Origin of the sequence: Limnohabitans sp., from assembly GCF_046052765.1 — a bacterium.
In the GTDB taxonomy this organism is placed as follows: Bacteria; Pseudomonadota; Gammaproteobacteria; order Burkholderiales; family Burkholderiaceae_C; genus Limnohabitans.
This window is the reverse complement of the sequence record NZ_JAVLFQ010000004.1, coordinates 1-5,051: the sequence shown is the minus strand read 5'-3', so window position 1 is coordinate 5,051 and position 5,051 is coordinate 1. Positions and strand designations below refer to the sequence as shown.

General features: G+C 43.6%; 7 protein-coding genes. 4 read left to right on the top strand and 3 right to left on the bottom strand.

Annotation, left to right across the window (positions count from 1 at the left end; translation table 11 throughout):
- Positions 1–483 precede the first annotated feature (483 nt).
- The gene (locus AC9UG7_RS00500; RefSeq protein ID WP_509583031.1) at positions 484–885 is read right to left on the bottom strand and encodes a LexA family protein; all 402 of its coding nucleotides are present in this window, start codon (positions 883–885) and stop codon (positions 484–486) included.
- A 207-nt stretch (positions 886–1,092) separates the two neighbouring features.
- Here AC9UG7_RS00500 and AC9UG7_RS00495 point away from each other — a divergent pair, with 207 nt between their 5' ends.
- The 3 genes from AC9UG7_RS00495 to AC9UG7_RS00485 all read left to right on the top strand — a co-directional run bounded on the left by AC9UG7_RS00495 (position 1,093) and on the right by AC9UG7_RS00485 (position 2,955).
- Positions 1,093–1,377 carry a cupin domain-containing protein gene (locus AC9UG7_RS00495; protein WP_509583029.1) on the top strand — a complete coding sequence of 95 codons (285 nt, stop codon included), beginning with the start codon at positions 1,093–1,095 and terminating at the stop codon, positions 1,375–1,377.
- Positions 1,378–1,452: 75 nt separating this feature from the next.
- Positions 1,453–1,884, top strand: coding sequence for a universal stress protein (locus AC9UG7_RS00490; protein WP_509583027.1), 432 nt, complete (start codon positions 1,453–1,455; stop codon positions 1,882–1,884).
- 594 nt (positions 1,885–2,478) lie between these two features.
- Positions 2,479–2,955 (top strand): hypothetical protein, encoded by a 477-nt coding sequence (locus AC9UG7_RS00485; RefSeq protein WP_509583026.1) that lies wholly within the window; start codon positions 2,479–2,481, stop codon positions 2,953–2,955.
- 112 nt (positions 2,956–3,067) lie between these two features.
- Here AC9UG7_RS00485 and AC9UG7_RS00480 read toward each other — a convergent pair whose 3' ends face one another.
- Complete coding sequence (locus AC9UG7_RS00480; RefSeq protein ID WP_509583024.1) at positions 3,068–3,700, bottom strand: glutathione S-transferase family protein; 633 nt, start codon at positions 3,698–3,700, stop codon at positions 3,068–3,070.
- A 315-nt stretch (positions 3,701–4,015) separates the two neighbouring features.
- Between AC9UG7_RS00480 and AC9UG7_RS00475 the strand changes: the two genes are divergently transcribed.
- Positions 4,016–4,432 (top strand): 5-fold beta-flower protein, encoded by a 417-nt coding sequence (locus AC9UG7_RS00475; protein ID WP_509583022.1) that lies wholly within the window; start codon positions 4,016–4,018, stop codon positions 4,430–4,432.
- Between the two features lie 21 nt (positions 4,433–4,453).
- On the opposite strand, the gene AC9UG7_RS00470 is transcribed toward AC9UG7_RS00475, so the two are convergent.
- Positions 4,454–4,846 carry a hypothetical protein gene (locus AC9UG7_RS00470; protein ID WP_509583020.1) on the bottom strand — a complete coding sequence of 131 codons (393 nt, stop codon included), beginning with the start codon at positions 4,844–4,846 and terminating at the stop codon, positions 4,454–4,456.
- Between the last annotated feature and the right edge of the window lie 205 nt (positions 4,847–5,051).

Below are 5,051 nucleotides of genomic sequence, written 5' to 3'. Positions count from 1 at the left end.
TTTAAGGCTTCGGACTGTGTAACGACCGTTCACGTAAACACGGCACCAATAAAACGGTGATGATTCAACCTTAAAAATGACTAACTTCGAGGGGTAGTTGGGGATCGTTTCGATCGTGCCTTTTATGGGGTTCGCCCCACTCCCCTGATACTTCTTTTTTGAGGGATTTTGTGATAAATTGGGCACGATAGAGTTTAGTGGTGACTTTAGTGGCTAAATTCTATCCCCTTGAAAAGCCCCGATATATAAGGGTTTGCAGCGTAAGCACTACGGATTCATCTACTGTTAATCCGTAGGTCCCTGGTTCGAGCCCAGGTCGAGGAGCCACCTAAAAAAGCCAGATTAAAAGCTGCACTTTTTCCTTTTATACGCAACTAGTTGTCGCGCTGAGGGCCTCTGGGTGACTTTTTGCCCTCAAATTTCATCAAGTTATTGCACGTATATTACACGGTCAATGGCATCAGTCAAGGGGCTGGAGTGAACTCAATTCCAGCGCCTGAGACTAAACGTGACCACACCCCAAACTGACATCTCATCTGACTCTACAAAAGTGATGTCTTGAAATTGTGGGTTAGCAGCTTGAAGCTTTACCTCGCACGCTCGTTTGTACAAGCGCTTGACTGTCATGTCATTGTTGATAGCGGCCACCACAACCTGCCCGTGAATAGGTTCTATAGACCGATCAACCACCAGCAAGTCACCGTCAAAGATTCCGGCACCAGTCATGGACTCCCCGCGAACACGAAAGAGCACTGTACTGGCAGGATTAGACACCAGGTAACTATCAAGGCTTACCTGCTCATGGCTCCTTTCATTGGCCGCGGCAGGAAATCCTGCAGGAACTGAATGCACTGCTTGGCTGATGGTTTGAAGTACTGCGCTCATATCTATATGCTGTGTTTTTGTACAGTATACTAAAAGTAAATGGTGTTGCAACCCTTATTTTTGAACGCCAACGCGTCTATTGAAATTGAGGTAAATTGTCAGTCCAAGGTAGGTTTTGAAGCTTTAATTAAAAACATTTAACCAAATTGCTTTGATCGCGGTTATTGTTATTTTTGTCTGAATTAATTCTTCTTAAAGGGGAATGTCATGGAACAAATCAGACACTTACGCTTCGAGGATTTCACAGAAGAAAAACTGCATCAAGGCTACAAGGAAGTTCTGGAACGGCGATGGGAACCGAATGCAGAAAATGAATTTCATCACCACGAATTCACCGCTGACGCCATTGTCATTGAAGGTGAATTTTGGTTAACTGTTGAGGGCAAAACGCGCCATTTGCTTGCAGGTGACACTTTCCATGTGCCAGCCCTAGTCGAGCATAAAGAAAAATATGGGTCTGAGGGATGTGTTTTCTGGGTTGCAAGACTTTGATTGCACCCAAGCGAGTTATTCTTTTAGCTTCTTAATGCTTTTGAGAAAGACATCATTACCTAAGGAGATTTTTTTATGTATGAAAAAATTGTTTTAGCGTATGACGGTTCGCAAGAGGGTCAAAAAGCACTGATCAACTGCAAAGAAATGGCTTTATGGGCAAACGCAGAAATACATCTCGTATCTGTAATTGCTGAGATCTTCTATCCAATTGGCGAAGGCATTTTGATTGAACCTCAAAATCAAATTTTTGATACTGAAAAAAGTCACCTTCAACTAGATCACGGCGTTGAATTAATTAAAAACGATGGCTTTAAATGCGTTGGAGTTTTATTGGTTGGAAATTCAGTAAAGGAAATATCACGTTATGCAGCCAGAGTATCTGCGGATTTAATCGTTATTGGCCACAAGCATCAAGACAGTGTTTTAGGACGCTGGTGGGCCAGATCAACCTCTTCAAACTTGGTTGATGAAGCGCCATGTAATGTATTGATTGTTATCACTTAAAAATGCATAGGGCAAATACTGATTGTCTGCATTTGAAACCATTTAATGAATTTAGTGGGTAGATCACTAAGTCTGATGTACTTGAAAGTTGGTGCCTGGCGAGAATATGAAAAAGCCCTACTGAATTTAATCAATCGGGCCGGACTGTCACCACGGGAGGATGTCAGTCACTGGTGCCAAGTGCAAGAGAATATTGTTGCACCTGCACGAAGCGTAGGAATACGCTTCAAGAAAAGGGCTTTCGCCCATGCTGGTGAGCGATCCAATTGATCAAACACCTGCAAATTCATTCTGCGCTTGTTCTTAGAATCAAGCAAATTATTTTAAGTAGTGGAAAACCCTCAGGATGCTTAATTTTGATGTGCATTGAATCTTCTAGGAATACCAAGTGCCTAATCATTTCGACATAACGCCTGCGCGGACTGCAAAATTTATTAGCGAGTTAGCAAATTTTTAAGAAAATTAATTTGATATCCAGTATTTTCTCAAGTTGACTTTAATCTCTCTCTAATCTATGGTTGTCTTGGGTGTTTGCAATTCGAAATCTCCGATTCTTGAAGTTTTGCCGTGTCAATAACTAAATTGGAGAGAGTTATGAAAACAGCCAAAGTCCTCTTAGCCGTTTTGATGATTTGTTCATTGGTCAATTTTGCCCAAGCTGAGACCAAGTACAAGAACATTGCTTCTATTAAAACTGACTTTCAAACCATGGATTGGAGAGATGGAAAACTCACCATCGGAACCTTAAAAGGTATCGCTATCACGTCTGAAAGTACGAATGCCATCTTCAATGGAGAGTACCTTCAAAACTGTGTCATCCGTGCATTCCGTTCAAAAGATTCATCTGAAGTCTTGGCCAATTGCAGTTTGACTGACAAAGATGGCGATGTTCAATACCTCACCGCAGAGAGAAAACAAGGTGATGTGTCTGCTGGCTCAAGTGGACGTGGAATGATCACCATGCAAGGTGGTACAGGTAAATTCCAAGGTACTTCAGGATCTTGTGAGTACACCGCAAAATATCTTAAAGACAATTGGCAAATCACAGAGTCTTCTTGCGTGATGAAATAAGTGTTGTGAATTTAAAGAACTGGAAGTTTGCTTCATCGACACAGGTGATTGTCAATTTCTGGTGCATGCGAATGTTTCAACAGCTTATCTGTTCAATACGGCAAAGACGATTTCAAACCACTTTATCTGTGATGGTCTGGGGATAAGGTTGGGTGCTTTGAAAAGAGGGTCGCTGCTCCAGATTGGCCGAGTAGCTAGCCAATGAGGGATACAAGGTCTGCCAGTCAAAGTCCGTGAACCGCACTTTCAAATAACCAAGCGCGGCACCAACAGCGATGTCAGCCAAACCAAACTGGTCTCCCACCGCAAATTGTCGTTTCTCGATCAATCTTGCCAACTCTCGAACACCAGCTTCAATCTTGTGCACTTGGCGCACAGTCCATTCTGCACTTGCGTGCTCGCCCCGCATGCGTTCGAAAAACACCAAGACCACCGCATCGCATACGCCGTCTGCCAGCACTTCCAATTTTTTTGCCATCAGTCTTTGCGGCACTTTGCTTGATAGCAGTGGCGTTTGGGGATACATGTATTCCAAATACTCAAGGATAAAGCGTGAGTCATAGATGCTGCTGCCATCTTCAAGCATCAACACGGGCAGCTTAGCAAGCGGGTTGTACTGCTCAGTCAACGCCCCCTGGTTCCATGGAACTTCAGTGATTAATTCGAACGGAATGTTTTTCTCAGCCAGAGCAATCCTTACCTTTCGGGCGTAGGGGCTGGGTGTAGCGCTGATGAGTTTGAGCATTCAAATATCCTCTATGCTTGATTTGAGAGCAATGATCAAAGGCATTACCATTTTTCAGACAGAAATCTGTCAGCAATGCTGCTTAATTCTTTGGTATCTTAAAATGACAACCATGCCAAGAGACGAATCCACAAAAATTGCCACCGATGGTCTTCGTTATAAATCCAAGGAAGCAGGATCTCCATTTGGAGGCTCTAGCTCCATGGCGACCTTGAGTTGCTACAAATGTGGACTCCATAAGCCACGAGCACTTGGCGTATTTAAGAAACTGGCTGGCCAAAATATGTTTTGTTGCGGCGAATGCAGTCCCAAAAAATGATTCCATTTAACAACTTCAAGATTGGCAGAACCATCACTGCCTTGTTGATTCTTTTACTTACGGCTACATCAGCGTTGAGTCAAAGAATGTATGACAGCAGTGGTCGTCAAATTGGTCGAGTGGACGGTGAACGGTATTACGATGCTTCGGGACATCAAATCGGTCGAGCTGATGGTTTCAACATTTACGACGGATCGGGCAGACAACTTGGTCGCATTGATGGTGAACGCGTCTACAACTCATCTGGGAGTCAGGTTGGTCGCATTGATGGTGAACGCCTTTACAGCGCCTCAGGCTCTCAAATGGGCCGAATTGACGGCGAGAGGATTTATGACGCTTCTGGCCATCAAATCGGCAGAGCTGATGGATTGCGAAGAATGCAAATCATCATCTACTTTTATTTTTTCATGTAACCCAAAATGGGTTTAGTTCTTTCAAGCAGAGAAATCAATTCTTGGCAAACTGACAGCCCCACCTAGAGTATCTATTTTTTTGGTTATAGGCCGTGTTTCATTGACTGCAGCGTTTGATTGAAGCTGCCCTCCCCGACTTTGCAATTCCAAGCCAAAGTGTTGAGCTGCGTATAAATTACTGCTTTGAAGCGCTGAACCAATCTTATGCAGATAAGGGTCAGATGAAACGCTTGGGTCGAAGTTGATCAGTGCGGTGAAGGCCAAACGCGCAGCATCCAGCTCTCCGGCCTTTAAGGCTTGAAGCAATGCCTGTAATTTCTGGCGGCGACGGTCTTGTCGATCACCTTGCGGTGAATGGTTGCCGCCCCACCGCCTGGCATTTGCGTCAATGCGAAGTGAAAATGATGTATCCATGACACCTACCCCCTTCTTTACATCTGCTCTGTTCTACGACACCTCTTTTTTTAATATTTTTGGATTCAAAATTAGGTGATTGGTTGTCATGCAAGACCAGTTTTGAAAGTTTCAATAAGAATTGAATGTCAAGAGATCAACCAATCGATATATTCAAAGCATAAAGAATGCCAGTTCCTCGCAATTTTGGAGGGTTGGACATATT